This window comes from Microbacterium sp. Clip185, assembly GCF_028743715.1.
Lineage (GTDB): Bacteria > Actinomycetota > Actinomycetes > Actinomycetales > Microbacteriaceae > Microbacterium.
The window spans coordinates 1,478,614-1,505,150 of the sequence record NZ_CP117996.1 but is presented as its reverse complement, the minus strand read 5'-3'; the positions used below and the strand labels follow the sequence as shown (position 1 = coordinate 1,505,150).

The window sequence follows — 26,537 nt, the reverse complement described above, 5'->3', positions numbered from 1 at the left end:
CAGCATGGGCCCACACGGCAGATGGGAGGCGTGTGTCGCATGGAACAACTCAGAGTGATCGGCACCGAAGACGGTGTGCTGGTGGTCTCCACCGAGTCCGGGCAGCGCTACTCCCTGGCCATCGATGACGTGCTGCGCGCAGAGCTTCGTCGGGCACGCAAGGAGCGCGAAGAGCCCGTCAAGGCCAACCGCCCCAGCCCCCGCGAGATCCAGGCGCAGATCCGCGCCGGTCTCTCCGCCCGGGAGGTCGCCGAAGTGCTCGGCACGTCCCTCGAGGACGTCGTCCGGTTCGAGCCGCCCGTGCTCGCCGAACGGGAGTTCATCGTCGGACAGGCTCTCTCAGTGCCGGTGCTGCTGGGATCCGACTTCGACGGCGACAACCAGACGAGCTTCGGCGACGCCGTACGCGCGAAGTTGGCGGAAGCGGGCGCGACCGGCGAGCGGTGGACGAGCTGGAAGGAACCCACCGGGTGGGTCGTCAAGCTCGGTTTCGTCGCCGGCGATGTCGAACGCGACGCGCGCTGGAGCTTCGAACCCCGACGCAGCTCGCTGTCACCGCTGAACGCGGACGCCACGCAGCTCTCCCGACAGGGGTCACTCCCGGAGGGCCTCATCCCTCGACTTCGGGCACTCGACACCCCGGGCATCAAGGACGACACGCGCTTCGACAGCGGCGCGTTCGGCCCGCGTCACGACGCGGCCGAGCGTCCGACGCTTCCGGCACCGGCGAGTCCCGCCGTGCAGGATGCGGCGATCAAGCGGGCGCCCGAAGCGGTGCAGACCTCCGCCGAGACGGCGGACCTGCTGGAAGCCCTGCGGCGTCGCCGCGGTCAGCGCACGGCGGCTCCGACGGCAGATGCTCCCGAGGAGCCGACTCGTTCGCCCTCGCCGGTCGCCCTCTTCGACGCCCTGGAACCGGGGTACAACGAGACCAGCGAACCTGCGCCCGCGGAGACCGTGCGCACTGAGCCGGCCTCCGATGCGGGTCGACGTAAGGGTCGCACGTCGATGCCCTCTTGGGACGAGATCGTCTTCGGAGCACGTTCCGACGAGAGCTGAACGCTCTCAGCCGGCGAAGCCCCCGAGACCGATGAGGGGCACGACCCTCTCCTCCGTCGTGAGCGACCCGTGCTGACCCACCATGCGCTGCGCGGAGGTGTCGGCGAGGCGGCCGTCGTAGTAGGCGACGCGACCGCGCGCTGCCACCAACACGTCGCCGATCCGCGAGGCGACCGCAGCGGAGACGGTGTCGCCGAACAGGCCGGCGGCGATCGCCTGTGCCCTCGTGAACACCCATGCCATCGGCTCATCGCGCCACGCACGGATCAAGGACGCTTCGTCGCCGGGATGCGCGTACAGGTGCAGCATCCGTGGTTCTCCGGCGATGGCCGCAGCAGCCTCCAGCCGGGCATCGCCCTCCGTCATCACGATCTGACGGTGCCGGGGGACGTCCACCATTCCGTGGTCGGCGGTGAGGATCACCCCGACACCCGCGCCTGCTCCCGCGTGCAGGCGGCGTGCCGCCGCATCCACCGCTTCGAGCGCGGCGGTCCACCGATCGGATGCGACGCCGTGCCGGTGCCCCGCTGAGTCGAGCTCGGGCGCGTAGAGGTAGACGATGGTGCCGGGCGCGCTGCGGGCCTCGGCGATCGCGCGGTCGACGCGGTCGTCGAGCCGCTTCTCACCGAAGTTCTCTGCCCCTCGGAGCGTCGCTTCGGTGAACCCCGTGCCTGCGTACTCGGGCTTGGATGCGACGACCCAGCGGTGCGCCGTGTCGCTCGCGCTCAACGGGGCGACCTGTGGCCACGAGAGCGGGTCGAGAGCGCGAGGGCCCCAGTCCGTGAGCTGGTTGTGCACGAGACCCGTCAGCGGATCGCGCGCGCGGTAGCCGACGAGTCCGTGCCTGCCCACATCGGATGCGGTGAGCAGGCTCGTCAGAGCGGCGGCCGTCGTGCTCGGGAACACCGAGGTCGCCACCCGCTTCTTGCCGCGATGCTCGGCCAGAAAACGGGCGTACGCGAGGTTCTCGGCGAGGTTCGCGGCGCCGAGTCCGTCGACGACGAAGACGATGAGGCTCTGCACGGTGGGCCAGCGGGCGGAGCCGCCGTCGAGGGCCGCGACCGCGTCGGGCAGCACACCGGTGAGCCTCGGGGCGCCGGAGGGGTCCGCCGGTAGGCTGAGGGTCATCGGGCCCAGTCTCGCATACCCGCGCCAGGCCCTTTTCGACCCGAGGTGTTGCGCATGTCCCGAGCCACGTCCGATTCCGCGCCTGCCGAGGAAGGCCGCATCGAAGACATCGACCTGTCTGCCGAGATGCAGGGGTCCTTCCTCGAGTATGCGTACTCGGTCATCTACTCGCGCGCTCTCCCGGACGCACGCGACGGACTCAAGCCCGTGCAGCGGCGCATCCTGTTCCAGATGGCCGACATGGGGCTGCGCCCCGACCGCGGGCACGTGAAGAGCGCACGTGTCGTCGGCGAGGTCATGGGAAAGCTGCATCCCCACGGCGACTCCCCCATCTATGACGCCCTGGTGCGACTCGCGCAGGACTTCGCTCTGCGCGTGCCGCTCGTCGACGGGCACGGAAACTTCGGCTCCCTCGACGACGGTCCGGCCGCCGCGCGCTACACCGAGGCACGTCTGGCCCCGGCCGCGCTGGCTCTCACCGAGAATCTCGACGAGGACGTCGTCGACTTCATCCCCAACTACGACGGCCAGTTCCAGCAGCCCGAGGTCCTCGCCGCCGCCTTCCCCAACCTGCTCGTGAACGGCACGACCGGCATCGCGGTCGGCATGGCGACGAACATGGCGCCGCACAACCTCAACGAGGTCGTCGCTGCCGCCATCCATCTGCTCGAGAACCCCGACGCCACGCTCGAAGAGCTCATGGAGTTCGTGCCGGGCCCCGACCTTCCCGGCGGCGGTGTCATCGTGGGCCTCGATGGGATCAAAGACGCCTATGCCCACGGTCGCGGCAGCTTCCGCACCCGTGCGAAGGTCTCGGTCGAATCACTGGGCCCACGGCGCACCGGCCTCGTCGTCACCGAACTGCCCTACATGGTGGGTCCGGAGCGCGTGATCGAGAAGATCAAGGATGCCGTCAACGCCAAGAAGCTCACCGGCATCGCGGATGTCGCCGACTTCACCGACCGCAACCACGGCCTGCGTCTGGTCATCACGATCAAGACCGGGTTCGATCCGAAGGCCGTCCTCGATCAGCTCTACCGGCTGACGCCGCTGGAGGACTCCTTCGGCATCAACAACGTCGCCCTCGTCGACGGTCAGCCGCAGACACTCGGGCTGAAGGCGCTCCTGCGCGTGTACCTGGACCACCGGATCTCCGTCGTCACGAGGCGCAGTCGGTACCGCCTCGCCCGCAAGCAGGAGCGCCTGCACCTCGTCGAAGGTCTGCTCATCGCGATCCTCGACATCGACGAGGTCATCCAGGTCATCCGGTCCTCGGACGACAGCGAACAAGCGCGCACACGCCTGATCGAGGTGTTCGACCTCTCGCACCTGCAAGCGGAGTACATCCTCGAGCTGCGTCTGCGCCGCCTCACCAGGTTCTCGCGCATCGAGCTCGAGACAGAGCGCGACCAGCTGCGCGCCGACATCGCAGCGCTCGAAGAACTGCTGGGCAGCGACGTGCTCCTGCGCGCACAGGTGGCGCGGGAGCTCGAGGTGGCGTCTGACACCTACGGCACGCCGCGTCGCACGCTGCTGTTGAACGGCGGACCCGTCACGCCCCGCGGCGCGAAGGCGGCGGCCGACCTGCAGATCGCCGACGCACCGTGCCGTGTCTTCCTCACGGCGACCGGACGGATGCTGCGTGCCGAGCTCGTCGCGGATGCACTCGACGGCGGCATCGTGCCTCCCGCGCGGCGCAGCAAGCACGACGCCATCCGCAGCGCGGTGGATGCGACGGTCCGCGGCGATGTAGGGGCGGTCACCAGCGCCGGACGCCTCGTGCGCTTCTCCCCCGTCGACCTGCCCTCGGTGCCTGGCAACAGTGTTCAGCCCGCCGCCGGCGCGAAGGCCGACCAGTACCTCGGCCTCCCTGCCAACGAGCATGTCCTCGCTCTCGTGCCGCTCGACGCGTCGGCCCCGATCGCCCTGGGCACCGCCCAGGGTGTCGTCAAGCGCGTCGCGGTCACCGAGCTGGCGCCCGGCAAGCCGGATGCGGAGATCATCGCCCTGAAGCCCGGCGACCGCGTCGTCGGCGCCGCTCTGGCAGCCGACGACGTCGAACTCGTCTTCGTGAGCTCGGACGCGCAACTGCTGCGATTCGATGCATCCGCGGTGCGCCCCCAGGGCAAGAGCGCCGGTGGCATGGCCGGCATCCGGCTCGCCGACGGCGCCAAGGTGATCATGTTCACCGCCGTCGCCGCATCCGAGGAGTCCGTCGTCGTGACGATCGCCGACTCCTCGCAGGCACTCGCCGGCACCGCCGGAGGCAGTGGCAAGGTGTCGGTGCTCTCCGAGTTCCCCGCGAAGGGACGCGCGACCGGCGGCGTGCGCGCACAGCGCTTCCTGAAGGGCGAGGACACCCTCATGCTCGCGTGGGTCGGCGACCAGCCGCGCGCCGTCGGACCCGACGGGGCCGTGCGCACGCTTCCCGAGGCGGGCGCGAAGCGTGACGCATCCGGTCAGCCGTTCGACGACGTGATCGGCGCCATCGGCACCGCCATCGCCTGACCGCGCTCCCTCCTCGCGCTCCCTCCCTCGGCGAGACTGCATCTCCGCCACGAGATCACGGGTAATACCCGTGATCTCGTGCGCGAAATGCAGTCTCGCGGACGGGAGAAGGGAACGGGCGGCGGATGCGGCCGGTCAGGCGTCGATGGACTCGCGAGACAGCCGGTCGCTCGAGGTCACGATGAAGTCGCGGCGCGGGGCCACTTCGTTGCCCATCAGGAGCTCGAAGGCCTCGTTCGCGCGGGTGGCCGCATCCGCGTCCTCCACGGTCACGCGACGGAGCATGCGGCCGGCGCGATCCATCGTCGTGGTCGCGAGCTGGTCGGCATCCATCTCACCCAGACCCTTGTAACGCTGCACAGGCTCCTGCCAGCGCTTGCCGGCCTTCTGCAGCTTCGCGAGCAGCGCGTGCAGCTCCTTCTCGCTGTACGTGTAGATCGTCTCGTTCGGCTTCGTACCCGGGTTCATCACGACCACGCGGTGCAGCGGAGGCACGGCGGCGTACACGCGGCCGGCCTCGACGAGCGGACGCATGTAACGGAAGAAGAGCGTGAGCAGGAGGGTGCGGATGTGGGCGCCGTCGACGTCGGCGTCGCTCATCAGGATGACCTTGCCGTAGCGCGCGGCGTCGATGTCGAAGGAGCGTCCCGAACCGGCACCGATCACCTGGATGATCGCCGCGCACTCGGCATTGGACAGCATGTCGCTGATCGATGCCTTCTGGACGTTGAGGATCTTGCCTCGAATCGGCAGGAGCGCCTGGTACTCGCTGTTGCGTGCCAGCTTCGCCGTGCCGAGAGCGGAGTCGCCCTCCACGATGAACAGTTCGGACTCGGCCACGTCGTTCGTGCGGCAGTCAGCGAGCTTCGCGGGCAGCGACGAGGATTCGAGGGCCGACTTGCGGCGTTGCGTCTCTTTGTGGGTGCGCGCGGAGATACGCGCCTTCATCTCGGAGACGACCTTCTCCAGCAGCTGTGCCGTCTGGTTCTTGTCGTCGCGCTTGGTGGAGGTGAACTTCGCCGTCAGCTCGCGAGAGACCACGTTGGCGACGATCTGACGCACCGCCGGCGTACCGAGGATCTCCTTCGTCTGGCCCTCGAACTGCGGCTCCGGAAGGCGCACGGTGAGAACGACCGTGAGTCCGGCGAGGATGTCGTCCTTCTCGAGCTTGTCGTTGCCGACCTTGAGCCGGCGGGCGTTCTGCTCCACCTGCGCGCGGATCACCTTCATCAGGCCGGCCTCGAAGCCGGCCTGATGGGTGCCGCCCTTCGGGGTGGCGATGATGTTCACGAACGAGCGCATCGTCGTGTCGTAGCCGGTTCCCCAACGCAGCGCGACGTCCACATCGCAGGAGCGCTCGAGCTCGGTCGGCACCATGGCACCCGAGGGCTGCAGTACAGGCACCGTCTCGGTGAACGTGCCCGCGCCGGTCAGGCGCCAGGTGTCGGTGATCGCAGCGTCGGGTGCCAGGAAGTCGGCGAACTCGGAGATGCCGCCGTCGAACCGATAACTGGTCTCGACCCGCTCTTCGCCGCGCTGGTCGTCGACCACGATCTCGAGCCCGGGAACGAGGAAGGCCGTCTGGCGCACCCGCTGCACGAGCTCGTCGAGTCCGAAGGTGGCGTCCTTCGTGAAGATCTGCCGGTCCGCCCAGTAGCGGATGCGGGTTCCCGTGACTCCGCGCGGCGCCTTGCCCACGACGCGCAGCTCCGACGAGCGCTGGTAGGGCGTGAACGGGGCGTCGGGCGAGTCGCCCGCGAACGTGCCGGGCTCGCCGCGGTGGAACGACATCGCGTAGGTCTTGCCGCCACGGTCGACCTCGACGTCGAGGCGCTCCGAGAGTGCGTTAACGACGGATGCGCCGACGCCGTGCAGACCGCCGGATGCGGCGTAGGAGCCGCCACCGAACTTGCCGCCGGCGTGGAGCTTGGTGAAGACGACCTCGACGCCGGTCAATCCCGTGCGCGGTTCCACGTCGACGGGGATGCCGCGAGCGCGGTCGCGCACCTCGACGCTGCCGTCGGCGTGCAGCAGGATATCGATGCGCGAACCGTGTCCGGCGAGGGCTTCGTCGACGGAGTTGTCGATGATCTCCCAGAGGCAGTGCATGAGTCCCCGGGAGTCGGTGGAGCCGATGTACATGCCCGGGCGCTTACGCACGGCCTCGAGCCCCTCGAGGACCTGCAGATGATGGGCGGAGTACTCGGCAGTCACAATCCTCAAGGGTATCCGGGGCCGCCCTCACGGCTCTGCACAGACACGACCCCACCGGGGCCGCCGTACGCGGTCAGCGAAACGCGCGACACAGCGGGCATGGGTCATAGGCCCGCATGGTTACATGTCATATCCGTACTCGCCCGACGCACCGAGGAGGTCTCCGATGAGCACGACGTCGACACCCACCGAGCAGTCCGCCGTACTGGAACACCGGCTGACTGCCGCCGACCGCTGCGACTCCTGCGGAGCTCAGGCGTACATCGCCGCCGAGGTCAACGGCAGCGAGCTGCTTTTCTGCGCGCACCACGGCCGCAAGTATGAAGAGAAGCTCCGCGCCGTCGCCACCAGCTGGCACGACGAGACCGCTCGCCTGGTCGACGCGGTCTGATCCGCCTCAGCGGTATCGCCGCTCCACGAGCGGCGATACCCGCAGCGCGATCTCCTCACCGATCGTGCCGATCGCCTCGGCCAGATCGGTGGGACTCGCCGCATCCGTGCCATAGATGCGAACGACATCCCCCACGCGCGCCCCGTCCCATCCGCTGACGACAGCGCTGACCTCGTCCACCGCCAGAAGTCGCCGCGGCCCGGCGGGCGTCACGAGGTCCACAAGACCCGACAGCGCTGAGACCAGTCCGTCCAGCGCTCCCGCATCGATGCGGACCCGGTCTCCGTCCACCGAGATCACACGTGCGTCCCACGAGCCGATGGGACTGATGCCCAGCTCGGCGTCCGTGGGGCCGCCCGCCGGCCTGATCCCGTAGCAGAACGCCCCGACCCGAACGAGGTCGTACCGGAACTCCGCGCGCGCCGAAGAAGCGGCACTCGCGGCGAGATGCCGAAGAGGTCGGTCGAATCCAGCGGCTGTGACAGCCGCGACCGCCCGCTCGAACGCGGCACGTGAAAGATCGTCTTCCTCATCGGACGCCTCGGCGATGTGGCTCCACACACCGGCGAGCTCCACAACGCCCTCCTGAGCCAGTGCGACGACGCGGGCCACCGCATCCGACCACTCCTCGGGGCGGATGCCATTGCGGTGCAGACCGGTGTCGATCTTCAAATGGATGCGGGCGCGGGTGCCGCGCGCGCGGGCCGCATCCGCCACTTCCTCGAGAAGCTCCGCATCACCGACCCCCAGGTCGAGATCGGCATCGAGCGCCGAGCGGATCGCACTCTCGCCGGCGATCATCCAGACGAACACCCGCGGCTCCTGCCCCACAGCCGCTCGCACCTCGAGCGCCGTCGCGACGTCGAACGCACCGATCCAGCCGACGCCCTCGGCGACAGCTCGGCGCACCACGTGCGTCACGCCGTGCCCGTACGCATCGTCCTTGACCACGAGCATGAGGGCGGCCGGCGCGACGCGAGCACGCACGACAGCGATATTGCGGGCGAGGCGGTCGAGGTCAACGTGCAGAACGGCACTCACGAGGTCACCACCCGACGGGCCCGCAGCCCCACGGCCGTCGCGATCTCGTCCGCCCGCCATCCGGTCGCGCGCGCCCAGTCGGCCACACGCGGCGCGTCATCGCCGAAGAACACCGCGCGGTCGCCACGAGCGACGGGAGTGTCGCCGATGTCGACGACGCACACATCCATCGCCACACGGCCGACAATCGGATGGGAGACACCGCCGATGAGGACGTGTGCTCGATTGCCGAGCTCTCGTACCACACCCTGCGCATAGCCGCCCGTGACGAGCGCCACGCGCGTGTCCTCCGACGCACGGTGGATGTACCCGTACGAGACGCCCTCGCCCGCGCGCAGAGCTTTCGTGGACAGGACGGTGCCCACCAGTGTCATGGCCGGAAGAGTCAGCTCCCACCCGAACACGACGTCGGGCGACAGGGTCGGGGCTCCGACCGTCACCGTACGGTCGCGATCAGCCAGTTCGGCGGTGTGGTCGACGAGCAGGACGGCATCCGTGCCGGCGCGCAGCGCGTCGGCAACATGCACGAGCCCGTGCCCGTATGCGTCGCGGCGGAGATCGATGACCGGCGCACTGACACCTGCCGATCGGACGTTGGCCACGACGGCCGACGTGCGGATGCGTGCCACGGGGGCGCCGTCGTCGCTCATACGCTCAGAGCTGGATGGCGGTGAAACGCTTGTCGACAGCGAGGCGCTCGATCTCAGCACGCGCGGCGCGAGCGTGAGCGTCGATCTCCGCGTGCGCAGGACCGGCAGAGTAGGTCGAGCCGAGACGCGTGAAGGCCTGAGAGAGCATCGCGTCGGCCAGGTCGGGATTGAGCGGCAGCACGGGCCCCTGCACGTTCGTGGCATACACCGTACCCATACGCACCGTCTCGAACCCGCCATCGATCCCGCCGTTACCGGCGATCACAGTGCCGTAGGCGATGCTCGGATCGCCCAGGCGCCACAGCGACGCGTGGTCTTCGAACCCGATGAGCTTCCCGTCCACGGTGTCGGCGACGACGTAACCCACACGGCGCTGTTTGGTGCGGCCCACACGAGCCGGGATGAGCGCCAGTCCGTCGAGGTGACTGCCGTCGACGAGGTCGATGCCCTCCGAGAGCAGCTCCGATCCCCCGCCTACGGCGAGCACGACCGCGCCGGCACCCACGAGCGCTGCGAGCCATTCGCGCCGGGAGGCGAGGTCTTCCCGCACGACGCGCAGCGCCGACAGCGGACCGTTGCCGATCACGACGATGTCCGCTTCCGAGGGCGCGTCTTCGCCGAGGCCGACCGGAGTCACCTCGCTTTCGTGACCCGCGAGTGATGCGCGCGCCGCGAGCACCTCCACGTTGCCTCGGTCGCCGGTGACACCCAGCAGGTCAGGGTAGAGCTGAACGATTCGCAGCGTCGTCATCGTCGAGCCACCTCCTGGTCGCCGTAGCCGAGGATGCGGCGTCCGATCATCATGAGCTCGTAGTTCACGAACCAGATCTGGCGGCCGGCCGAGGTCGGAGCGAATGCCCGCATGAGCTCGACCGCCTTCTCCATATCGGGTTCCACCACACCGATCGGGATGCCCGCGTAGGCGAGGCGCGTCGCGATCTGGTGCGCCTTCTCCCCCGTGACGACATCGACGTGATCGAACGCGCTGAGATCGACGTCGTAGAGCCAGGACACATCGGGCGTGCCTTCGTCGATGGCCATGAGGATGCGCTCCGGCGCACCGTCCAGCGCGTCGACGTTGAGCTGCAGGCTGGGGCCGTTCTTGAACATCACGAACTCGACCTGTTCACCCGAACGGTCGCGGCGCAGCGGCACGAGCTCTCCTCGCCCGTAGGCCGGCGTCATCTTCGAGAAGCCCGCAGCGGCCGCGTCAGCGCGGAAGGCATCGCCGAGCACATGGCGCGCGGTGCTGATCGCGGCGGCCGCATCGACCGCGTAATGCAGTCCTCGAGCGGGCAGCGTCACGGCGATGGGCCGCCCGTCGAGCGTGATCTCGACGTTGCGCCCGGCCACCGCGGTGACCTCGCTCTCGGCGGGATGCTCGAGGGCGCCGACTGTGCCGCTGCGCGTGTCGGCAGCGTTGTTCAAGCCGTGCGCGGATGCCGCGACGACCTCGCTCGACGCACCGAAGAACGACACCGGAGACCGCAGCGTCGACGCGTCGATCTTGCTGAGATACGGGTCGTCGCGGTTGACCACGACGCGTACGGAGGCGCGGGTCGCGGCGTCGAGCATCATGTCCGCGACGCGCTCGGTCTCGTAGAAGCGGTAGAGCTGATCGACCTGCACGTTGAGGGCGACGATGACGCGGGGCGACAGGATGTCGGCGAGCTCCGCCGCGTACCCCTCGTCCACCTCGAGCACCGCCACATCCGCCCGGACCTTACCGGTGGGAGTGGCTTCAGCCAGGAGTGCACTGGTCACGCCCTGCGGCAGGTTGGCGCCGGTGGGGTTGGTGAACACACGCAGTCCGTGGGCGCGCAGCACCTCGCTGACCATGTGCGTTGTGGTCGTCTTGCCGTTGGAGCCGAGGACGAAGACCACGCCGTAAGGGAACTGCGCCGCCAGACTGCTCAGCAGTGTCGGCGCGAGCCGGTTGGCGAGGTAGCCCGGGAAGGCCGACCCGCCGCCGCGCAGACGCGTGGCGAAGCGGGCGGCCTTGCCTGCGAGCACCGCGGGGACATAACGGATGCTGCCGCTCACGCCGCGATCACTCCAGGTAGTCGCGCAGCGACTGCGAACGGCTGGGGTGCCGCAGCTTCGCCATGGTCTTCGATTCGATCTGGCGGATCCGCTCGCGGGTCACACCGAACGTGTCGCCGATCTGGTCGAGAGTCTTGGGCTGGCCATCGCCGAGACCGAAACGCATGCGGATCACGCCCGCCTCGCGCTCGCTCAGCGAGTCGAGCAGAGACTCGAGCTGACGCTGCAGCATCGTGAAGCCCACCGCGTCGGCGGGGACCACGGCCTCGGTGTCCTCGATGAGGTCACCGAACTCGCTGTCACCGTCTTCACCCAGCGGTGTGTGCAGCGAGATGGGCTCGCGGCCGTACTTCTGCACCTCGATGACCTTCTCGGGGGTCATGTCGAGTTCGCGGCTCAGCTCTTCGGGCGTGGGCTCACGACCCAGGTCCTGGAGCATCTGACGCTGCACGCGAGCCAGCTTGTTGATGACCTCCACCATGTGCACCGGGATACGGATGGTGCGTGCCTGGTCGGCCATGGCGCGGGTGATGGCCTGACGGATCCACCACGTCGCGTAGGTCGAGAACTTGAAGCCCTTGGTGTAGTCGAACTTCTCCACCGCACGGATGAGGCCGAGGTTGCCCTCCTGGATGAGGTCCAGGAACTGCATGCCGCGCCCGGTGTAGCGCTTGGCGAGCGAGACGACCAGTCGCAGGTTCGCGCCCAGCAGGTGGCTCTTGGCACGCTGTCCGTCGCGGGCGACCCACTGGAGGTCGAGTCCGAGCTGCGTCGATTTCTCGGCCGCCGACATCTTCGACAGCTTCTCCTCGGCGAACAGGCCCGCCTCGATCCGCATGGCGAGTTCGACCTCTTCGGCCGCATTCAGCAGCGGAACCTTGCCGATCTGCTTCAGGTAGTCCTTCACAGGGTCGGCGGTGGCACCCGTGATCTGCGTGGAGTAGACGGGGACGTCGTCCTCGTCGCTCGAGGAGATGACGATCGCACCCGTGGGAAGCGGCTCGCTGAAGGCCGGCTTGGTGTTCTCGCCGTCCTCGTCGTCCGCGTCGTCGTCTGAGGCCTTGGCGGTCTTCTTGCCGCCCGCAGCCTGCTGCTCGTCGCCCTCTTCGGCGTCGTCGCTGTCGTCGACCTCGACGTCCACGTCGACGTCGTCCTCGAACTCTTCCTCGTCCTCGTCGGCTGCCTTCTTAGCCGGAGCCTTCTTCGCGGGCGCCTTCTTGGCCGGAGCCTTCTTCGCGGGCGCCTTCTTGGCCGGCGCCGCGGTCTCGGTCGCCGCGTCGACGACCTCCTCGTCACCCGGCGTCGCGGTCTTCCGCGAGCGGGATTCGGTCTTCGTGCCAGGAGTCACGGTTCACCTTTCACCGACGCGATCACGTCGGTCGTTCTCGAACACGAGTAAGACCCTTGTCAAGTCCGGAGCGGGAAACTCCTTGATCGACAACGGGCCGGTGCTCTATTGTCTCATACCCCCGACCGCGGCTATGCACGCGCGGTCCACTGCTCTTGACAACACCCCCGGATCCCCCCGCATTCCCCGATGTCCGGGCTCAGCCGAAACTCGGTCCTCGCTGATCGTCGTCGTGCGAACCGTTGGCGAGGAAGCGTTCCAGTTCCGCCGCGATCTCGTCCGCGCTAGGCAGATCGGCCTCGTGCAGAAGAGGGGTCGCGAGCGTCGCGCCCGCCATGTAAGCGTCGTACCGCTCCTCGAGGCCGGTGAGCATCGCGGTGAGCTCGTCGCTCGCACTCACCTGCTCCCCCACCTTGGAAAGGAAGTCCTCGTTCTGCTCCCGCAGGTCATCGACAGCGAACACGAGCCCGGTCGCGGCCGTGATGCTGTCGAGCGCGGTGATGGCTGAAGCCGGGTACTCGGTGTCGCTCAGGTAATGCGGAACGAGCAGGACGAAACCAGCGACGGAGTGACCGGATGCGACGAATCGGTATTCGAGCAGATGGCCCACCGTGGCGGGGACGGTCGTGTGCGGCTTCCAGACCGAGTGCGCCTCGGTCAGCGCGGCACGGTTGCCGGAGACCGTCGTACCCAGGGGACGTGTGTGCGGCACGGGCATCCCGATCGCGTGGACCCACGTCACCGAGGAGACGGCGAACGCCGTGGCCGCGCCCAGGACGGCGTTGACGAACGCCTCCCACGCGAAGTCCGGCTCGTAGCCGGCGAGCAGCAGGAAGGGGCGCGAGAGGGCGTCGTGGGCAAGCGAGAGCTCCAGACGCGCCGGACGGTAGTCGGTGAGGTGGTCTGCGTCGAACGTGATCTGGGGCCTGCGCGCCCGGTAGTCGAGGAGAACGTCGTTCTCGAAGCGCAGCAGGACGGTGGGGCTCGCCTCTTCGCGCAGGTAGCCGATGGACTGCGACACGGCGGAGCCCGCATCCGTGAAACCCGTGAGCAGGATCACGAGCGGCAACCCGGTGGGCACCGCGGGCGCGTCATCGACGCTCACGTACAGCGGCGGGGTCCAGGACATTCCTCCATGGTACGAGGCCCCGAAGACCCAACGGGCGCCGCGGGCCGTCTCTACTCCCGTCAGCGTCCTTAGGATGGACTCATGCCGTTCCCGGATCTGCACTTCACCTCGGCCCCTCTCACCGACAGCACCGCGGACGCGCTGCTGCTCGCGCTGCCCCCTCTCGACGACCCGTTCTACGAGGACGGGCTCGGGGCGACGGTGCGCGACACGCTCGACGCGGTCGGCTTCACCGGCGCGGCCGGGGCCGTGCAGCGTGTGGTCTTCACCGGAGTGGAAGAGCTTCCCGCCGTTCCCACCGCTGTCGTCGGTACCGGGGCCTCGCCCGATGGCGGGGCGCTGCGCTTCGCCGCGGGTGCGGGTGTCCGCACGCTCGTCGGCTTCGCGTCACTCTCGCTCGCCGCGCCGTCGGTCGTCGGCGGCGCACGCGAGCTCGCAGAGGGTGCGGGCCTCGGCGGTTACCGCTTCGCCGGCTACAAGAGCTCCGCGGGCAAGACGCGCGCGGAGTCGGTGACCGTCCACGCCGACGGTTCCGAGGCCGACCTTGCCGCCGCACGTGCGAACGCGTCCGCCGCCGCCGTGGTGAAAGACCTTGTGTCCACGCCTGCCGAGTGGCTGGGTCCGGCTGATCTGGCGGACCGGGCCGCCGAACTCGTCGCCGAGCTCCCGATCACGGTCGAGGTCTATGACGAGGTGCGACTTCGCGACGAGGGCTTCGGAGGAATCCTCGGTGTCGGCCAGGGCTCCGACCGGCCGCCCCGCCTCGTCCGCCTCGACTACTCCCCCGGCGATGCGAAGCGGCACATCGCGCTCGTCGGCAAGGGCATCACCTTCGACACGGGCGGCCTCTCGCTCAAGCCCGCCGCATCCATGGTCGGAATGAAGTACGACATGTGCGGTGCCGCGACGGTCCTCGCCGTCGTTCGCGCGGCAGCGCAGCTCGCCGCGGACGCCCGCGTCACGGCGTGGCTCTGCATCGCCGACAACATGCCGTCCGGCCGCGCGACCCGCCCGGGCGACGTCCTTCGCATGGCCGACGGAACGACGGTCGAAGTGCTGAACACGGATGCGGAGGGTCGCCTCGTTCTGGGCGACGGCCTCGTCGCAGCCAGTCGCGAGAACCCCGACCTCATCGTCGACGTCGCGACCCTCACCGGCGCCATCACCGTCGCGCTCGGCAACCGCCTCACGGGTGTCATGGGCTCGGACGACGCCGTTGCCGAGTACCTGGAGTCGGCCGACCGGGTCTCCGAGCTGTCCTGGCGCCTGCCGCTGCCGGCGCACATGGAGGAGGAGCTGGATTCCCCGATCGCCGACATGGTCAATGCCAAGATCGGCGACCCCGCCGCGGGCTCGCTGTTCGCCGGCCTCTTCCTGCAGCGTTTCGTCGGCCGCACCGACGGACCCGATTCGCCGCGCATCCCCTGGGTGCACCTCGATATCGCCGGCGTCGGGATGAACAAGGGCGCAGGCTACGGCTTCACCGACAAGGGACCCACGGCCGCCACGGTCCGCAGCCTTATCGACCTCGTCACCGGAACCTCCCGGTGACCGCCCGCAGCACTGACGTCGCCATCATCGGCGGCGGCAGCGGGGGCTACGCGGCGGCCCTGCGCGCAGCGGAGCTGGGTAAGAAGGTCATCGTCATCGAGGCCGACAAGGTCGGCGGTACGTGCCTGCACCGAGGCTGTGTCCCTACGAAGGCGCTTCTGCACGTCGGCGAGACGGCGGATGCGGTCCGTGAAGGACCGTCTTTGGGCGTGAAAGCGACGCTCGAGGAGATCGACGTTCCCGCGATGCACGCGTTCCGCGTAGATCTGGTCGCGAAGAAGTACAAGGGGCTGCAAGGCCTGCTGGCTGCACGCGGCGTGGAGATCATCCCCGGCCGGGGCCGCATCGTCTCCCCCGGCGTGGTCGAGGTGGACGGCGAGACGATTCGAGCGACCGACATCGTCGTCGCCACGGGAGCGCGCACGCGCACTCTCGGGATCGAGCTCGGCGGCCGCATCCTCTCCAGCGAGACAGCGCTCGAGCTCGACCAGGTTCCGTCGCGGGCGATCGTGCTGGGCGGAGGAGTCATCGGTGTCGAGTTCGCCAGCCTGTGGCGCTCCCTCGGTGCCGAGGTCACGGTCGTAGAGGCTGCCGACACCCTCGTACCGGCCGAGGACGAGATCCTGCGTCAGCAGCTCGCCCGCGCCTTCCGCCGCCGTGGCATCCAGACGCGGCTCGGCTCCCCCTTCGCCGCAGTCACGCAGGATTCGGAGCAGGTTCGGGTGGAGTTGGCCGACGGCACCGTGATCACCGGCGACTACCTTCTGGTGGCCGTGGGCCGCGAGCCCGCGGCCGACGGCATCGGACTCGAGGAGGCCGGGGTCGTCCTCGACCGAGGCTTCGTCGTCGTCGACGAGCGGCTGCGCACCGCTGTGCCGGGCATCTGGGCCGTCGGCGACATCGTGGCGGGACCGCAACTCGCCCACCGCGGCTTCCAGCACGGCATCGCCGTAGCCGAGCGCATCGCGGGCCTGGAGCCGACGATCGTCTCGGACGAGCTGGTCCCCCGCGTGGTGTACAGCTCACCGGAGCTTGCATCGGTGGGCATCACCCGCGCAGTGGCCGAGGATCGATACGGCGCCGACGGCATCCGTGTCGTCGACTACAACCTCGCGGGCAACGCACGCAGTGAGATCCTGGGCGGCGGCGGCGTCGCACGGGTGATCCGACGCGTCGACGGCCCGGTGGTGGGCGTCCATCTCGCGGGCCCGCGAGTGGGCGAGCTGATCACCGAAGCGCAACTGGTGATCGGCTGGGATGCGCACCCCGAGGATGTGGTTCCCTTCATCCACGCGCACCCCACGCAGAGCGAGGCGCTGTCCGAAGCGTTCCTGGCCCTGGCAGGCAAGCCCCTGCACACGCTATGAGGCTTCGGCTTCACTAAGCTAGACACTGATATCGCAGTTCGAAGGAGCAAATCCCATGAGCACTTCCGTTGTCCTCCCCGCTCTCGGCGAGAGCGTCACCGAGGGAACGGTCACCCGCTGGCTCAAGAATGTGGGTGACACGGTGGAGGCGGACGAGGGTCTGCTCGAGATCTCCACCGACAAGGTCGACACCGAGATCCCCTCGCCGGTCAGCGGCGTCATCGAAGAGATCTTCTTCCAGGAGGACGACACCGTCGAGGTGGGCGCTGTCCTCGCGAAGATCGGGGACGGCTCGGGAGCATCCGCTCCCGCAGCAGAGCCCGAGGCGGCCGCGGCTCCCGAGCCCGCCGCCGAGGCTGCTCCTGCCGCCGAGCCCGAGGCTGCGGCCGAGGCAGCTCCCGCACCCGCGCCCTCCGCGTCCGGCGGTCGTGACGTCGTTCTCCCGGAACTCGGCGAGAGCGTCACCGAAGGCACCGTCACGCGCTGGCTGAAGGCCGTCGGCGACGAGGTCGCCGTGGACGAGCCGCTGCTCGAGATCTCGACCGACAAGGTCGACACGGAGATCCCCGCACCGTTCGCCGGCACCCTGCAGGCCATCCTCGTCCAGGAGGATGAGACGGTCGCCGTCGGCAGCCCGCTCGCGCGCATCGGCGACGGCGCCGCTCCGGCCGCCGAGGCCGCTCCCGAGGCTCCGTCCACCGAGAAGCCGGTCGAGGTCGAGCAGGCCGAGGCCGAGGCTCCCGCGACGCCGGCTCCGGCCGCTGCCCCAGCCCCCGCTTCCGCGCCGGCGCCCGCAGCCGCCGCGCCGGCACCCGCAGCCGCGCCCGCAGCGGCCGAGACCGCCGGCGATGAAGGCTCGGGATATGTGACGCCGCTCGTGCGCCGTCTGGCTGCTCAGCAGGGTGTCGACCTCGCGACCGTCACCGGTTCCGGGGTCGGCGGGCGCATCCGCAAGGAGGATGTGCTCAAGGCCGCCGAGGCTGCTGCCGCTCCCGCCGCAGCATCCGCTCCCACGGCCCCGGCTGCGGCCAAGGCTCCCGTCGAGGTGTCGGATCTCCGCGGCACGACGCAGCCGATGTCGCGTCTGCGCAAGGTCTTGGCGAAGCGCGCCGTCGAGTCGATGCAGGCCACCGCGCAGCTCACGACCGTCGTCGAGGTCGACGTGACGAAGGTCGCGCTGTTCCGTGACGGCGTGAAGAACGAGTTCCAGCAGAAGACGGGCGACAAGCTCTCCTTCCTGCCGTTCTTCGTGCTGGCTGCCGCCGAGGCACTGAAGACCTACCCCGTCATCAACGCGACCGTCGATGGCGAGCAGATCGTGTACCCGTCGAGCGAGAACATCTCGATCGCCGTCGACACCGAGCGCGGTCTGCTCACGCCGGTCGTGCGCGAGGCGGGCGAGAAGAACCTCGCTCAGATCGCCCACGACATCGCCGACCTCGCGGCCCGTACGCGTGACAACAAGCTGAAGCCCGACGAGCTCGCCGGCGGAACGTTCACGGTCACGAACACCGGTTCGCGCGGTGCGCTCTTCGACACCCCGGTCGTGTTCCTGCCGCAGTCCGCCATCCTCGGCACGGGCACCGTCGTCAAGCGCCCCGGCGTCGTGACGGTCGACGGCAAGGACGCGTTCTCGGTTCGCTCCTACGTGTATCTGGCTCTGTCGTACGACCACCGGATCATCGACGGCGCCGACGCGGCACGCTTCCTCTCGGCGATGAAGACGCGCCTCGAGACGGCCGACTTCGCCGGAGACCTCGGGATCTGAGCCTTCCCGCACCTATGGGTGCTGTGCGACATCGTGGATGCCGCGCAGCACCCATTCGTCGTTCTGACGCACGATCGCGACGATCTGCGGCGCCGCTTCACCCGTCGGATCGTCGGCGCGCAGCAGGGTGAGCCCACCGAGATCGTCGATGACCGTCAAGGAGACCTCGGGGACCATGGCTGCGCCCGTCGGGTCGGCGTCGATTCTCGCTTCCTGCAGTCCTTCCCGACACGCGTCGTCGCTGCACGCCGTCCATTCCGCGAGCAGCGCTCGAGCCGCCGTGATGGGGTCGTCCGGCGCCATCGCGGCGAGAGGGGCATCGACGGGCGGCTGCGGAGTGCCGGGATCCTCCGCCGCCGTCGGCACAGCGGAGGATTCCGGCGCGGGAGCCGCGCCATCGGGCTCCGGCCACAGAAGCCCCACGGCGAGCACGAGCGCCACGATCCCCATCCCGAACAGCAGCAGGGGCCGCCGAGAGCGGGGTTTCATCGCCGACGGCGAACGCCGCAGCCTCTGACGCAGGGCGTCGACACGCTCTGCGATCAGATCGCTCAGGGAACCGTCCATCGCCACGGTGAGTCGACGCCACGCCGGGGTCGACGAACTCACCTCCGCACGCGCCTGGGCGCGGGTGATCGACGTCGTCACGGATGGCTCGTCGAGGCGCAGTGCCTGCGGCCTCGCTGCGGCGAACAGCTCGTCCTCCAGGGCAGCGAGAGCTCCGAGCAGCCGCCGCGCGTCACGCACCGCGACGGTTGCGGCGTGGATCGCGTGCACGACGGAATCGTGGTCGCCGAGATCCAGCATCGCCATCAGCTCCGCGGCTCCGGCCGCGGCGACCGAGCCCGCGCATCCGTGGACGAACAGCGGGGTCCCCGCGCTGTCCAGCCACCAGCTGCCGACGCAGGTGCCTCGCGGATGCGCGGTGTTCTCGGCCGCGACGCCGCGCAACAGGCTCACGGCGATGGTGACCGCCTCGCCGGGCTCCACCGTTCCCCGCCGACGAAGCGCGGATTCCAGCGTGCAGCGGACCATCGGGAGAAGGACGACGGCGCCCTTCGCTGCGGCCACGACATCCAGGGGAGCCATCACATGCTCCCCCGAAGCCGCCCAGATTCCTGTGCCCTCGACGTCGTCCGCCGCCACCGCCAGCACCGGCTCACCCTCGTGCACCACGACCTCCCCGCCGAACGGCGCCGCGTCAGCCGCCACGGAACGCAGGACCACGGGCTCCAGGAGCGGGCGCAGCGGCGGCGGTGCGGGCAGGAGGGACGAGGACATGCTCCGATCATGCGCAGCCACGTGGCGGATCATCGTCGCGTTCAGCAGCCCGGGAGGCACTCGGTACGGCGCTCGGGGGTGGGGAGAAGAGATCGAACGGCACCGGTAGGCTGGAGGGTATGGCAGCCCGCGATTCCGCACCCGAGAAGCGCCCCGGATTCTTCTCGCAGTTGAAGACCCTGTACCGCTACACCAAGGACGCGTACTCCTGGCTGCCGTACGCCCTGATCGGCATCGTGCTTCTCGGCATCGCGCTCGGCGCGGGCGTCGGGTTCCTCATCCCGCCGTTCGCTGTCTGGAGCGTCATCCTCTGGGGCATCACGGGTCTGTTCGCCGGCATCCTGGGCTCGCTCATTCTGACCACGCGCCTGTCGACGACCGCGATGTACAAGCAGATCGACGGCATGCCCGGTGCCGCCGGGCGTGTGATGTCGGTGTCGCTCGGACGCCGCTGGCAGGCCAGCGAGATGCCCGTCGGCATCAACCCCCGCACCCAGGAGGCCGTGTATCGCGCCGTCGGGCGCGGCGGCATCGTCCTCGTGGGCGAGGGCGCCCGCGGTCGTTTGACGCGTCTCATCGCCGATGAGCGTTCGAAGGCGCAGCGCGTGGCGTCGGGGGTCCCCGTGACCGTGTTCTACGTGGGTCACGGCGAGGACGAGGTGCCGATCGCCAAGCTCGCAAGCACGATCAAGGCCCTTCCGAAGAAGATCGACCGCACCACGATGGCCGCCGTCATCAAGCGCATCGACTCCGTGTCGCAGTCGCTGACGTCGCTGCCGATTCCGAAGGGCGTCGATCCCAACCGCGTGCGGGCGCAGCGCCCGCGTTGATGCTCAGCCGCGGATGAGCACGCTGCCCGCGGCCTGATCATGCAGCCCGCGCTGGTCGGCGTCCCACACGACCGCGGGGATGACGAGCAGCAGCAACAGCGTACGGACGATCGGTCGCCACAGGCCGATCCATCCGCCCCTGACGAGAACCAGCCGCATGCCGAGGATGCGGTGCCCCGGGCTTCCGCCGATCAGCGGGATGAACAGGATCTGCACCAGCGCGAACACCAGCATCGGGGCGAACGTCGAGGGTCCCGCTTCCCCCGGAAGCGCCCACGGGTCGTACCGCAGGAAGGCGACGGCCAGGATCGTGGCGCAGGTCCAGTCGATCAGCAGCGCCAGAAGGCGCCGGCCGACGCGAGCGACCGAGGTCGATCCGGTACGGGGCAGCCCGAGGCGCTCACCGGGATAACGGGATTCGACGGGGGTCTCGGGCATGCATCAACCCTAATCGGGGACCCGTAACATCCCGGAAACATATGGGACACTGGCGAGCAACGCCCGATCGATAGCGTCGGATCAGCCCGCCGTGGCGGGCGGAACTTCCCGAAATGCCCTACCTCTGGAGTCTCCATGTTCAGTGATTCATCCGAGGTGCTGAAGTTCATCAAGGACGAGGACGTCAAGTTCCTCGACATCCGCTTCACGGATCTCCCTGGTGTGCAGCAGCACTTCAACATCCCCGCGTCCACCGTCGACGAGGAGTTCTTCACCGTCGGCCAGCTGTTCGACGGCTCGTCGATCCGCGGGTTCGCGAACATCCACGAATCGGACATGCAGCTCATCCCCGACGTGTCGACCGCGTACCTCGACCCGTTCCGCGAGGCGAAGACGCTCGTCATGGTCTTCGACATCTACAACCCGCGCAACGGCGAGATCTACTCGAAGGACCCCCGTCAGGTCGCCAAGAAGGCCGAGAAGTACCTCGCCTCCACCGGCATCGCCGACACCGCGTTCTTCGCCCCCGAGGCCGAGTTCTACATCTTCGACGACGTCCGCTACGAGGTGAAGCAGAACTCGAGCTTCTACTCGGTCGACTCCGAAGAGGGCGCCTGGAACACGGGCCGCGCCGAAGAGGGCGGCAACCTGGCCAACAAGACCCCGTACAAGGGCGGCTACTTCCCCGTCTCCCCCGTCGACAAGACGGCGGACCTCCGCGACGACATCAGCCTGCGCCTCATCGAGGCGGGCCTGATCCTCGAGCGCGCGCACCACGAGGTGGGCACCGGCGGACAGCAGGAGATCAACTACCGCTTCGACACCATGGTGCACGCGGCCGACGACATCCTGAAGTTCAAGTACATCGTCAAGAACGTCGCCGAGCAGTGGGGCAAGGTCGCGACCTTCATGCCCAAGCCGCTCTTCGGCGACAACGGCTCCGGCATGCACACGCACCAGTCGCTGTGGAACGACGGCAAGCCGCTGTTCTACGACGAGAAGGGCTACGGCGGCCTGTCCGACATCGCCCGCTGGTACATCGGCGGCATCCTGGCGCACGCGCCCGCCGTGCTGGCGTTCACCAACCCCACGCTGAACAGCTACCACCGTCTGGTGAAGGGCTTCGAGGCTCCGGTCAACCTGGTCTACTCGGCCGGCAACCGCTCGGCGGCCATCCGCATCCCGATCACGGGCACCAACCCGAAGGCCAAGCGCATCGAGTTCCGCGCGCCCGACGCCTCGGGCAACCCGTACCTCGCGTTCGCCGCGCAGCTCATGGCCGGTCTCGACGGCATCAAGAACCGCATCGAGCCGCACGAGCCGGTCGACAAGGACCTCTACGAGCTTCCCCCCGAGGAGGCCAAGGGCATCCCGCAGGTGCCGAACTCGCTGCTCGACTCGCTCGAGGCGCTGCGCGCCGACCACGAGTTCCTGCTGCAGGGCGGTGTCTTCACCGAGGAGCTCATCGAGACCTGGATCGAGTACAAGATCGAGAACGAGATCCAGCCGATCGCTCAGCGCCCGCACCCCTTCGAGTACGAGCTCTACTTCGGCGTCTGACGCCGAGGGCCTCGCGCTCTCCACGAAGAACCGCCCCGGCATTCGCCGGGGCGGTTCTTCGTTGCCGGAGTCAGCCGAAGGACCCACTGCTCATAGCAGCGATGAGCGCCACCAGCAGGAAGACGCCGACGGCGATCGCAAGCAGCAGCACGATGTGGCCGAGGATCATGCCGATGATCGCGTTCGTTCGGCCGACACCGCCCGAACGCTTCGCCTTCGCGAGCCCCGCGTAGCCGAGCGCCACCGAACAGATGCTCAGCGGGAAAGTCATGATCACGATGAAGAAACCGAGGAAGGGGATCAGCAGGCTGAACAACGAAGCGGCCGAAATCGCCCCCAGGATGAGCGACCACAGCGCCGGGTTGTTCGTCGGCGCCCCCTCGACCGCGGACGCGGCCTGCGGCGCGTAGCCGGGTTGCTGCCCGGCGTTCGGAGGCTGGTAGCCCGGCTGCGGCGCGTAGGCGGGCTGCGGGTATCCGCCCCCCTGCGGCGGCGTACTGTATGCCTGCGCCGGAGGGTAGCCCGGGGCCTGCGGCTGGCCGTACCCCTGTGGAACAGGCGCATAGCCCGGCGCCGGCGCGTAGCCGGGAGCTTGCGGCTGCGCGTATCCGGGGTAGCTCTGCTCCGGCGGAACGCCGTAGGGCTGAGGCGGAACCCCGTACGCCGGGTAGCCCGGCTGGGGTGCGGTTGACGTCGGTTGCTGTGGAGCGTAGCCGGAATGCGACGCCGCCGGCTGCTCGCTCGCTGCGGGATCGGGCTGGACCCCGGCGTCGGGCGCCGGCGTCTGCGGCTCGGACGGCTGCTGCGGATCGGACATCGTTCCCCCGGTTGTCGTCGTGTCACGTGCATCGGGCCGAGCCGTTCAGACAGGCTCAGCGGTTGCCGTCCAGCTTACGGATGCGGATGCCGCACCGACCGACCCTTGCCGATGCCGGGGATAACCGAGCATGCTCTCTCCGGTGACCGGGGACACGCGCCGCGGTCACCGGAGAGAGCGGTCGGCTCAGCGAGGTCGCCGTCGCGCCCGCAAGCCGAGGAGCACGTCGACCACCACGAACGCGATGAGCGGATAGCCGACCAGCGGGAGCCACCATCCGATGACCGCAGCGGCAGCGATGACCGCGAGAACGCCCCACCAGGGCGCCGCACGCATCGCTCCGCGCGCCGGCGCCGTCCCGACCATCCGACCGCCGCGGGTCGGTCGGCGCTTCCACCACATCGCGTAGCCGAGCACGACGAGTGTTCCGATGCCGATGGCGATGAACAGGAGCGCGAGCTGGTTCGCCCAGCCGAAGAGCACACCCATATGCAGATCGATCCCCCAGCGCGCGAGCTTGGCCAGCAACGGGAAGTCCGCGAAGTCCACCCGCGAGACGACCTGCATCGAGGCCCCGTCGATGGCGACCGCATCCACCTCCGTCGGGAACGAGCGTTTGATCTCGGTCACCGTCCACGCCTGCCCAGGCGCGGCGGGAGGCTTGATCTCGACTTCGCCCGTGTTGACGTTGATCCGGCGCGCGATCGCGAGCACGGCGTCGAACGTCGCGGGGTTCGCCTCTCCCGTCGGCGTCGGTGCTGCCCCACCGTGGTGCGCGGCGTGCTCGTCCGGCGCCTCCTGCGCACCCGAGAGATCCGTCTGCAGCACCGGCGTGGCACCGCCGACCGCCGCACGCAGAGCGGAGACGTTCGCACCGGCATAGGTGGACCACGTGATGCCTGTCGCTGAGAGCATGAGCGCTCCCAGGAGAACCCAGATCCCGACCGACGCGTGCCAGCTGAACAGGCGCCGGTACCCGCGCCGTCGCACCGCGGGCCGAAGGAGCTCCCGCTTCGCGCGGGCCTTCCGGATGCGCATGACCCACAGCGCACCGCCGGCGAGCACGATGATCGCAAGCCAGGATGCGGCCAGCTCGCTGTACAGACGCCCGGGCTCGCCGAGATGGAGGTTGCGGTGGAGGTTGTCGACCCAGGTACGCAGCGGCAGCGCGCCGCTCGTCCCGTAGGCGGTCAGATCTCCGCGGATCTCCCCCGTGCCCGGGTCGACGAACACCGCGCGCGACTCGCTGGCTCCGAGCCCGTCCTCGGCGAACATGACGCGGGTGGTGTCACCGGGTCCCGGGGCCGGCCGCACCGCGCTCAGCACCGCTCCGTCGCCGACGTACGCCTCCGCCGACCTGATCTGGTCGGCGAGCGACAGCCTCGTGGCCGTCCCGGGCGCATGCAGCTCGTGCGCGTACACGACCTGTTCGAGCTGCGGCGTCAACGCGTACAGGGCCCCGCTCGTTGCGGCCACCAGAATGAAGGGACCGACGAGCAGCCCCGCGTAGAAATGCAGTCGCAGCAGAAGGGCGCCGAACCAGCCGCCGCGGGGACGGGCCGGGCGAGGGCGCTCCTGGTGCGGACGGATGAGGGTCTCGGTCATCACTCGCTCCCTCACGCCAGCAGGGTCTCGCCGATGAACCCGCCCGGCGCACAGCCCGGGGGTGCGGCGAAGACCGCGGACCCGATGGGCGTCGTCCACTGGTTCAACAGGTCGAGTTCGTCCAGGCGCCGCTGGAGCGGCACGAACTGGCCCGCCACATCCGCCTGGAACGACACGAACACGAGACCCGCGCGGGAGATCTCTGCGCCGACGGGAGTGTCGTCGTAGTTGTATCCGCGCCGGAAGATGCGCTCCCGACGATCGTCGCTGCGTGCACGACGCATGTGCGAGAACTCGGGGATGACGGGGAAGCCGATCGGCGTCTTCGCGTCGAAGTCCGGCTCGTCGTGCTCCTGCGTGCCCGTCAGCGGCGCGCCGTTCGACTGGAAACGCCCGACGGACTGGTCACGCCCTGGGCGGTCCAGCCGATCCCACTTGTCGAGGTCCATTGCGATGCGGCGCACGACCACCCCGGTGCCGCCGGTGAGCCATCCGCTCGGATGCCACACGACCTCGTCGAAGTCGGCCGTGCCCGGCTCGGGATTCGCCGTGCCGTCCACCTGCCCGAAGAGGTTGCGCATCGTGGTTCCGGGTTTGACCGTCCCGTGCGCGCGACGGAATCCGTTCTGCGTCCACCGCACGCTCGCGAAGCTGCGCGCATCCTTCAGCAGCATCCTCGAGGCGTGAGCGAGTGTCACAGGATCGTCGGAGGCGACCTGGATCAGGAGGTCGCCGTCGCAGTACTCCGGCTGCAGGCGGTCGATGCCGAAGGCCGGCAGGGGCGCCAACCACGCCGGAGCGGCCCCGCCCGCCACCGCGACGAAGCGTGGTCCGAACGCGAACGTGACGGTGAGGCGGGCCGGTGCCAGCGCGAGTTCGGGCTCGGAGTCTGCGAGAGCGGGCTCTCCCTGCGTCATCCGGGCCGCGTCGTCGCTCAGCGTGCGCATGAGCCGGCGGAGGCCGTCGCGGTCGACCTCGGGCTTCAGATCGAGGGCGAGGAAGACGGCGTGCGACTGCGCATCCGTGTCGACGCCCGCCTGGTGCACGCCGTAGAACGGCACCGTGACGTCGCCGTTCAAGGGCGCGACCGCCGAAGGTGCAGACGGCGAGGCAGGGAGCGCGGCGTCGATGGCGATGGCCGCCGCAGCGCCGATTCCAGCGACTGCTCCCCCGAGGAGGAACTGACGCCGGGTAGCCCGTGTGCGCACCGCCGTGTCGTCGGGATCTCGCGGTGACATCACTGGCCCGTCTCGCTGTCGCCGCTCATGTCCATGTTCATGTCGCCGCTCTCGTAGTTCTCATTCGCTCCGGCGTAGTCCTTGACCGGCGCGGTGATCTGCGAGGTCGTGCCGTCTGAGTAGGTGAGCGTGAGGGTGACGTCGTCGCCGGCCACCAGGGGCGCGGTGAGATCCATGAGCATGATGTGGTTGCCCCCGGGCGCGAGGGTCAGGCTGCCGTGGGCGGGGATGACGAATCCGCCCTCGATCTGGCGCATGACCATCTGCCCAGACTCGTTCTCGACCGTCTCGTGGAGCTCGACCGAGGTGGATGCGGCGGTGGACGCCGCCGTGACGGTGACATCAGCATCGCTGCCGTTGTTGATCTCGCCGAAGGCGGCGGACATACCGGAACCAGCGGACTTGACCCAGGCGTCGGTGACCGTGATCGCGTCGGCGGCGCTCGTGCTCGTCGCGGCGGGCTGAGCATCGGCCGCGCAGCCGGCGAGAGCGAGGACAGCGGCCGCGATAACGGCGGCAAAGCGGATGCGGTTGGTGGGAATGTTCACAGGGGTGTGCCTTTCGATGGCGG

Annotated in this window: 22 protein-coding genes; 8 read left to right on the top strand and 14 right to left on the bottom strand. The window is 69.1% G+C overall.

Annotated features, from left to right (window positions below; genetic code table 11):
* Positions 1-39 precede the first annotated feature (39 nt).
* Positions 40-1,059, top strand: a complete 1,020-nt coding sequence (gene sepH, locus PQV94_RS07220; RefSeq protein WP_274288077.1) for a septation protein SepH — start codon at positions 40-42, stop codon at positions 1,057-1,059.
* A 6-nt stretch (positions 1,060-1,065) separates the two neighbouring features.
* Here sepH and PQV94_RS07215 read toward each other — a convergent pair whose 3' ends face one another.
* Positions 1,066-2,187: an alkaline phosphatase family protein gene (locus PQV94_RS07215; RefSeq protein ID WP_274288076.1), complete on the bottom strand. Its 1,122-nt coding sequence runs from the start codon at positions 2,185-2,187 to the stop codon at positions 1,066-1,068.
* Between the two features lie 54 nt (positions 2,188-2,241).
* On the opposite strand from PQV94_RS07215, the gene PQV94_RS07210 reads away from it, so the two are divergent.
* Positions 2,242-4,695, top strand: coding sequence for a DNA gyrase/topoisomerase IV subunit A (locus PQV94_RS07210; RefSeq protein ID WP_274288075.1), 2,454 nt, complete (start codon positions 2,242-2,244; stop codon positions 4,693-4,695).
* A 135-nt stretch (positions 4,696-4,830) separates the two neighbouring features.
* On the opposite strand, the gene PQV94_RS07205 is transcribed toward PQV94_RS07210, so the two are convergent.
* On the bottom strand, positions 4,831-6,909 hold the full coding sequence (locus PQV94_RS07205; protein ID WP_443192714.1) for a DNA gyrase/topoisomerase IV subunit B: 2,079 nt from the start codon (positions 6,907-6,909) through the stop codon (positions 4,831-4,833).
* Positions 6,910-7,075: 166 nt separating this feature from the next.
* Here PQV94_RS07205 and PQV94_RS07200 point away from each other — a divergent pair, with 166 nt between their 5' ends.
* A complete protein-coding gene (locus tag PQV94_RS07200; RefSeq protein WP_137416902.1) occupies positions 7,076-7,300 on the top strand; it encodes a DUF7455 domain-containing protein in 225 nt (74 codons plus the stop codon).
* Positions 7,301-7,306: 6 nt separating this feature from the next.
* Here PQV94_RS07200 and PQV94_RS07195 read toward each other — a convergent pair whose 3' ends face one another.
* The 6 genes from PQV94_RS07195 to PQV94_RS07170 all read right to left on the bottom strand — a co-directional run bounded on the left by PQV94_RS07195 (position 7,307) and on the right by PQV94_RS07170 (position 13,511).
* Positions 7,307-8,341 (bottom strand): alanine racemase, encoded by a 1,035-nt coding sequence (locus PQV94_RS07195; RefSeq protein ID WP_274288074.1) that lies wholly within the window; start codon positions 8,339-8,341, stop codon positions 7,307-7,309.
* Entirely contained in the window at positions 8,338-8,991 is a 654-nt protein-coding gene (locus tag PQV94_RS07190) for an alanine racemase (RefSeq protein WP_274288073.1), read from the bottom strand. The genes PQV94_RS07195 and PQV94_RS07190 overlap by 4 nt, the downstream gene beginning before the upstream one ends.
* Positions 8,992-8,995: 4 nt before the next feature.
* Positions 8,996-9,742, bottom strand: coding sequence for a type 1 glutamine amidotransferase (locus PQV94_RS07185; RefSeq protein ID WP_274288072.1), 747 nt, complete (start codon positions 9,740-9,742; stop codon positions 8,996-8,998).
* Positions 9,739-11,034: a MurT ligase domain-containing protein gene (locus tag PQV94_RS07180; protein WP_274288071.1), complete on the bottom strand. Its 1,296-nt coding sequence runs from the start codon at positions 11,032-11,034 to the stop codon at positions 9,739-9,741. Before PQV94_RS07180 ends, PQV94_RS07185 begins: the two co-directional genes overlap by 4 nt.
* Before the next feature lie 7 nt (positions 11,035-11,041).
* Positions 11,042-12,382 (bottom strand): RNA polymerase sigma factor, encoded by a 1,341-nt coding sequence (locus PQV94_RS07175; RefSeq protein WP_274288070.1) that lies wholly within the window; start codon positions 12,380-12,382, stop codon positions 11,042-11,044.
* Positions 12,383-12,581: 199 nt separating this feature from the next.
* The gene (locus PQV94_RS07170) at positions 12,582-13,511 is read right to left on the bottom strand and encodes a proteasome assembly chaperone family protein (protein WP_274288069.1); all 930 of its coding nucleotides are present in this window, start codon (positions 13,509-13,511) and stop codon (positions 12,582-12,584) included.
* Positions 13,512-13,592: 81 nt separating this feature from the next.
* On the opposite strand from PQV94_RS07170, the gene PQV94_RS07165 reads away from it, so the two are divergent.
* The 3 genes from PQV94_RS07165 to sucB are packed head-to-tail and all read left to right on the top strand — an operon-like array spanning position 13,593 to position 18,197.
* Positions 13,593-15,062 carry a leucyl aminopeptidase gene (locus PQV94_RS07165; protein WP_274288068.1) on the top strand — a complete coding sequence of 490 codons (1,470 nt, stop codon included), beginning with the start codon at positions 13,593-13,595 and terminating at the stop codon, positions 15,060-15,062.
* Positions 15,059-16,429 (top strand): dihydrolipoyl dehydrogenase, encoded by a 1,371-nt coding sequence (gene lpdA / locus PQV94_RS07160; protein WP_274288067.1) that lies wholly within the window; start codon positions 15,059-15,061, stop codon positions 16,427-16,429. The genes PQV94_RS07165 and lpdA overlap by 4 nt, the downstream gene beginning before the upstream one ends.
* 55 nt (positions 16,430-16,484) lie before the next feature.
* On the top strand, positions 16,485-18,197 hold the full coding sequence (gene sucB, locus PQV94_RS07155) for a 2-oxoglutarate dehydrogenase, E2 component, dihydrolipoamide succinyltransferase (RefSeq protein ID WP_274288066.1): 1,713 nt from the start codon (positions 16,485-16,487) through the stop codon (positions 18,195-18,197).
* Positions 18,198-18,209: 12 nt separating this feature from the next.
* On the opposite strand, the gene PQV94_RS07150 is transcribed toward sucB, so the two are convergent.
* A complete protein-coding gene (locus PQV94_RS07150; protein WP_274288065.1) occupies positions 18,210-19,478 on the bottom strand; it encodes a hypothetical protein in 1,269 nt (422 codons plus the stop codon).
* A 119-nt stretch (positions 19,479-19,597) separates the two neighbouring features.
* On the opposite strand from PQV94_RS07150, the gene PQV94_RS07145 reads away from it, so the two are divergent.
* Positions 19,598-20,308 carry a DUF4191 domain-containing protein gene (locus PQV94_RS07145; RefSeq protein WP_274288064.1) on the top strand — a complete coding sequence of 237 codons (711 nt, stop codon included), beginning with the start codon at positions 19,598-19,600 and terminating at the stop codon, positions 20,306-20,308.
* Positions 20,309-20,311: 3 nt separating this feature from the next.
* Here PQV94_RS07145 and PQV94_RS07140 read toward each other — a convergent pair whose 3' ends face one another.
* Positions 20,312-20,746 carry an RDD family protein gene (locus PQV94_RS07140; protein ID WP_274288063.1) on the bottom strand — a complete coding sequence of 145 codons (435 nt, stop codon included), beginning with the start codon at positions 20,744-20,746 and terminating at the stop codon, positions 20,312-20,314.
* A 135-nt stretch (positions 20,747-20,881) separates the two neighbouring features.
* Between PQV94_RS07140 and glnA the strand changes: the two genes are divergently transcribed.
* Positions 20,882-22,306, top strand: coding sequence for a type I glutamate--ammonia ligase (glnA, locus tag PQV94_RS07135; RefSeq protein WP_137416890.1), 1,425 nt, complete (start codon positions 20,882-20,884; stop codon positions 22,304-22,306).
* Between the two features lie 70 nt (positions 22,307-22,376).
* Here the strand turns inward: glnA and PQV94_RS07130 are convergent, their stop codons facing one another.
* The 4 genes from PQV94_RS07130 to PQV94_RS07115 all read right to left on the bottom strand — a co-directional run bounded on the left by PQV94_RS07130 (position 22,377) and on the right by PQV94_RS07115 (position 26,514).
* The gene (locus PQV94_RS07130; protein WP_274288062.1) at positions 22,377-23,123 is read right to left on the bottom strand and encodes a hypothetical protein; all 747 of its coding nucleotides are present in this window, start codon (positions 23,121-23,123) and stop codon (positions 22,377-22,379) included.
* A gap of 186 nt (positions 23,124-23,309) precedes the next feature.
* Complete coding sequence (locus tag PQV94_RS07125) at positions 23,310-24,728, bottom strand: PepSY-associated TM helix domain-containing protein (protein WP_274288061.1); 1,419 nt, start codon at positions 24,726-24,728, stop codon at positions 23,310-23,312.
* An 11-nt stretch (positions 24,729-24,739) separates the two neighbouring features.
* Entirely contained in the window at positions 24,740-25,966 is a 1,227-nt protein-coding gene (locus tag PQV94_RS07120; RefSeq protein WP_274288060.1) for a Dyp-type peroxidase, read from the bottom strand.
* Positions 25,966-26,514, bottom strand: coding sequence for a copper chaperone PCu(A)C (locus PQV94_RS07115; protein ID WP_337994372.1), 549 nt, complete (start codon positions 26,512-26,514; stop codon positions 25,966-25,968). The genes PQV94_RS07120 and PQV94_RS07115 overlap by 1 nt, the downstream gene beginning before the upstream one ends.
* Positions 26,515-26,537 lie beyond the last annotated feature (23 nt).